The organism is Bradyrhizobium macuxiense (assembly GCF_001542415.1).
Taxonomy (GTDB): Bacteria; Pseudomonadota; Alphaproteobacteria; order Rhizobiales; family Xanthobacteraceae; genus Bradyrhizobium; species Bradyrhizobium macuxiense.
Map to the genome: position 1 here is coordinate 1 of NZ_LNCU01000076.1, position 4701 is coordinate 4701.

Genomic DNA, 4701 nt, shown 5'->3' on the forward strand with positions numbered 1-4701 from the left:
TGGGTCAGCCACTCGCCGAGTTTCTCGGCGGGGCGGGCGTTCAGCGCCGGGAACGAGCCGACGATGCCGGCCTTGCACTGCGCGATCACCAGCTCAGGCCCGGACACAATGAACAGCGGCGAGCCGACGACCGGCAGTTCGAGCTTGTTGGCGAGGGAAGCGGGCAACGGCATCTTTCGGGGTCCTCCATGCGTATGCCGGCTGGTCTGTGGCCAGACGGATCGCGTGCGTGTTGCGATGGCTGGAGCGGCAGCTCTCTTTTGCGGGCCAATATAAGGCTGGACGGCTGCCGGATGGCGTTCAATATTGAACGATCATCGCATCAGGAATGAACACGCTAATCACAGGGATCGCATGGACTGGGAGCTTTGCAAGACGTTCGTGGCTGTTGCGGAGACGCGCAGCCTCGCCGGGGCCGCACGCCGCCTGCGCATCAGCCACCCGACTGTCGGCCGCAACGTGGCGGCGCTGGAGAAGCAACTCGGCACCCGCCTGTTCGCCCGCTCCAATGACGGCCTGTCGCTGACCTCACAAGGCCGCAAGTTCCGCGAGCACGCCGAAGCGATGGCGGCAGCGGCGCTGCGCGCCGAGGCGGCGGCGTCCGCCACCGGTGAGCAGGCCCGCGGCGTCGTGAAGCTGTCGATCGGCGCGACGCTCGCTGCGCACTGGCTGATGCCGCGTCTCGGGCCGTTCCTGCGCGACCACGCCAATATCCAGCTCGAGATCATCACCCATCCGTTCCCGGCGAGCGTCCGTCGCCGCGAGGCCGATGTGGTGCTGCGTCCCGTCGATGCCGGCGAGGAGAACCTGATTGGACGCAGGATCGGGCGGCTCGGCACCGGCTTCTACGCCTCGCGCGACTATGCGGCGGGGCGCAAGCTGCCGGAGCGCCGCGACGAGTGGAGGGGCCACAGCGTGATCGGGTTTGCCGACCAGACATCGAATGCGCATCTGGCGCGCTGGAGCGATGTCATCACGCGGCAGGGCACGCTGGTGATGCGCTGCTCCTCGCAGGGCGACATGCTCGCGGCGGTACGCGCCGGGCTCGGCATCTCCGCGCTGTCCTGCCTGGTGGCCGTCGACTATCCGGAGTTGGTGCGGGTCGCGCCGCAAAAGCTCAGCAGCGTCTCCGATCTCTGGCTGCTCGCGCACCCCGATCTGGTGGATCTGCCTGCGGTGCGCGCCGTGATCGGCTTCGTCACCGATTGCGCCCGCGAAGACCGCGTCAGGCTGCGCGGGTAGCGGTACAATTTTCACTCGGAATGGTCTGACTCGGTCCCGTCAAGCCGGGTTGCAATGTCCGCCGTGCGAGGAAAGCCGGACGTGGCGCCGCGGAGGTATCAGGTCTCCGTTTGACCCCAGAGCGGACGTTAGTCGGACCGTGCGGCCGACTCGTCAATTTTCATGATCGGCTGGCCTGCCTTGGCCTGCTGGCCGACTCGGTCACGCACGATTCAAATTTTGTTTTTTGACCTTGAGGCAGGCAAATATCCGCCCGCGTGGTCGTTGCCACCGTGCGCGGCGATGAACATGGCGACGGCCGACCGGCAATAGGATTCGATTTCGTTGTCGTCCTCTGCTCTCGCCTCATCGAAGCGTGCGATCATCAGGAGATCGGATCCTTTGAAAAGCGCAGCAAACAAGCGGGCAGACCGGAGAGGATCGGGCACGTTCAGAAGCGCCTTCGCGTGCAACTGACGCAACAGGGCCTCGATTTGGGCGATGACATGGGCGGGGCCAGCTTCGTAATGGAGCTTGCTTAACGAGTTTTGATCCGTCTTGTCGGCCATGACCATGGCTTCGACACTGCGGACGTCTGATCTCAACAGCGTGCGAAGCAGTGATGATCCCACCGCCATGAGCTGATCTTCGACCGAACCGTCGACGCCTTCAAGAAGGGCGTGTGGTGCAAACAACTGATGGCAGCCGGCCGCGATGGCCGCGCTGAACAGCGCCTCCTTGTTCTCGAAGTGCCGATAGATGCTGAGCTTGGATATCTTCGCCCGCTGGGCGACCTTGTCCAACGTCGTCGCTTGAAAACCCAATTCCACAAAGAGTTCGCTCGCGGCGTCGATGATCGTTTGGCCAAGCGCCTCGTTGGCGGGCCGGCCGCGCCGGCCCTGTCTGTTTTCGGTCACGACAATTCCAGTACTTGACAGTATCCTAATTCTTGAATTACGATACCATGCAGTTTCCGAAATGTGCAAGCCAATGGGTAGGTTTCGACCTGTCCTCCATACGGAGCCCACCACCATGGATGACGTCATCATCATCGGCGGCAGCTTTGCCGGTCTCGCCGGCGCCCTGCAGCTCGGCCGTGCCCGCCGCAAGGTCACCGTTCTCGATACCGGCCTGCCGCGCAACCGCTTCGCCGGCCACTCGCATGGCCTGCTCGGCCACGATCACAAGCCACCGCTGGACATCCTGGCCGAAGCGCGGCAGCAGCTGGCGCGTTATCCCACGATCAGGCTGGTCAGTGCCCGGGCCGACAGCGTCTCCGGCGCCATCGACAATTTCAACGTCCTCACTTCCGATGGCGAAAGCCTTGGGGCGCGTCGTCTGATCCTGAGCTATGGCGTCGCCGACCAGATGCCTGATGTTCCGGGCTTTGCCGAAAGCTGGGGCACGTCCGTCGTGCCCTGCCCCTATTGCGACGGCTTTGAAGTCGCCGGCCAGCATTGGGGCCTCGTCTGGTCCGGCCCGCAGTCGCACAATCAGATCAGGCTGTTCCTCGATTGGACCGACAAGTTGACTGTCTTCTCCGATGGTCACGACGTTCCGCCTGATATTCAGGCCGATCTGGCGCGCCGCAACATACCTGTCGTCGATGGCCGGATGGTCGAGATCGCCCATCACAAGGGCCATATCGCCAGCGTCAATCTCGATAGCGGCCGCAATGTCGCAGTCGACATCCTGTTCGCCCATCCGTGCAACAAGCCGTCCGCAAGCCTGCATGAATCACTGGACCTTGCCACGGTGGATACGCCCGTTGGCATCACCCTCAAGGTCGACGAGCGCCGCCAAACCAGCATGCCCGGCATCTACGCCGCCGGCGACCTCACCACGCCCTTCTTGCCCTCGGTTACCCAGGCATCATCGCAGGGCGCGATGGCGGGTATCTTCGCCCAGCAGTCGATGCTGGTTTGAGAGCGCAGATTCCCTTCTCCGATTGCCGCGGGCCATCAAATTGGAGTTGAGGAAGAGAAAACGATGTCGAAAGAACCAATGAACAGCTTCGCCGGAAAATGGGCTCTGATCACCGGGGCGTCGAGTGGCCTCGGCCTTGAATTCGCAGATCTCCTGGCTGCGCAGAAAGTCAATCTCGTATTGGCCGCCCGAGGGCAGGAGCCGATGGAAAAGCTTGCCTCCGATCTCCGCCGCAAATACGGGGTGGATGTGCTGGTCGAGGCGATCGATCTTGCAGCGCCAGGCGCGGCCAGCCACTTGAAAAGCAGTCTCGATGCGAGGTCGGTGACGATCGACATCTTGCTGAACAATGCCGGATACGGCTTGCACGGCGCTTTGTTGGACATGCCGATCGAGCGCACGACAGACATGATCCAGCTCAACATCACGACGCTCACAGAGCTGACCTACCTGTTCGGCCGTGACATGGCCGCGCGGCGATCTGGACATATCCTTCTCGTCGCCAGTCTCATGGCCTTCCAAGCCGTTCCCAGCTACGCGGCCTATGCGGCGACCAAGGCGTATGTACTCGCCCTTGGCGAGGCCCTGCACGACGAACTCCGCCCGCACGGTGTGGTTGTTACCACTCTCTGCCCGGGGCACACCGCGACGGGCTTCGATGCGGCTGCCGGCGCAACACCATCGGCCTTGCTGCGCCTCCTCACCATGAAGCCTCGTCCGGTCGCCGCGAGCGGTGTTCGGGCGCTTATGGAAGGAAAGGCCATGGTGATCGCGGGCCTGGCGAACAAGATGGCAGCCTTTTCAAATCGTCTGACGCCGCGATCAATGCAAAGGGCCACGTTGAAAAGAATAGTGGACGCTTAACTCCTGGAGCGCTGGCGTGTGGGCTCATCGAGCAAGCGGGGGCTCTGAAGGCTGACGAGGCAGACGGGGACTTCGATCCGGATCTGGTCGTTCCTCCGAAGGATCAGCGGAGAATGGATCGCTTCATCCTGTTCGCCCTCGCCGCTCGCTGGAGACGATGCGCGCTTCGGCATCGGATGGCTTAGTTAAGAACGAACCAGAACAAGGATATGTCATGGCGCAGCACAATGCCGATCGGGTCGCCGACTGGAATGGCCAAAGCGGGGAGCGCTGGATCGCCCACCAGGCCCGGCTCGACGCCAGGCTGGCGGTGTTCGGCCAGGTCGCGATCGAAGCCGCCGCGCCCGCGGCGGGCGAGCGCGTGCTGGACGTCGGCTGCGGCGCGGGCGCGTCGAGTCTGGCTCTGGCCGCCCGCGTCGGCGCGGGGGGCCAAGTGCTGGGCGTGGACATATCCGAACCGCTGATCGCCCGAGCGCGCGCGCTTGCGCCACAGGATACGCCGGCCCTGTTCCGGGTGGCCGACGCCAGCAGCGCCGAGCTGCCCGAGGGGGCCCATCCGTTCCCGGCGAGCGTCCGTCGCCGCGAGGCCGATGTGGTGCTGCGTCCCGTCGATGCCGGCGAGGAGAACCTGATCGGACGCAGGATCGGGCGGCTCGGCACCGGCTTCTACGCCTCGCGCGACTATGCGGC

Annotated in this window: 5 protein-coding genes and 1 pseudogene; 4 read left to right on the forward strand and 2 right to left on the reverse strand. The window is 64.0% G+C overall.

Annotated features, from left to right (window positions below; genetic code table 11):
- A pseudogene (locus AS156_RS44740) lies at positions 1–173 on the reverse strand (nitronate monooxygenase); the annotation flags it as partial.
- A 181-nt stretch (positions 174–354) separates the two neighbouring features.
- On the opposite strand from AS156_RS44740, the gene AS156_RS22175 reads away from it, so the two are divergent.
- The gene (locus tag AS156_RS22175) at positions 355–1242 is read left to right on the forward strand and encodes a LysR family transcriptional regulator (RefSeq protein ID WP_066508693.1); all 888 of its coding nucleotides are present in this window, start codon (positions 355–357) and stop codon (positions 1240–1242) included.
- A 212-nt stretch (positions 1243–1454) separates the two neighbouring features.
- On the opposite strand, the gene AS156_RS22180 is transcribed toward AS156_RS22175, so the two are convergent.
- The gene (locus AS156_RS22180) at positions 1455–2138 is read right to left on the reverse strand and encodes a TetR/AcrR family transcriptional regulator (protein WP_066508694.1); all 684 of its coding nucleotides are present in this window, start codon (positions 2136–2138) and stop codon (positions 1455–1457) included.
- A 115-nt stretch (positions 2139–2253) separates the two neighbouring features.
- On the opposite strand from AS156_RS22180, the gene AS156_RS22185 reads away from it, so the two are divergent.
- From AS156_RS22185 to AS156_RS22195, 3 genes are all read left to right on the forward strand, one after another.
- The gene (locus tag AS156_RS22185) at positions 2254–3147 is read left to right on the forward strand and encodes an NAD(P)/FAD-dependent oxidoreductase (protein ID WP_066508695.1); all 894 of its coding nucleotides are present in this window, start codon (positions 2254–2256) and stop codon (positions 3145–3147) included.
- Positions 3148–3210: 63 nt separating this feature from the next.
- The gene (locus AS156_RS22190; protein WP_066508697.1) at positions 3211–4011 is read left to right on the forward strand and encodes an SDR family NAD(P)-dependent oxidoreductase; all 801 of its coding nucleotides are present in this window, start codon (positions 3211–3213) and stop codon (positions 4009–4011) included.
- A gap of 214 nt (positions 4012–4225) precedes the next feature.
- The coding region (locus AS156_RS22195) for a methyltransferase domain-containing protein (protein ID WP_245313004.1) at positions 4226–4701 on the forward strand (476 nt) is incomplete at its 3' end.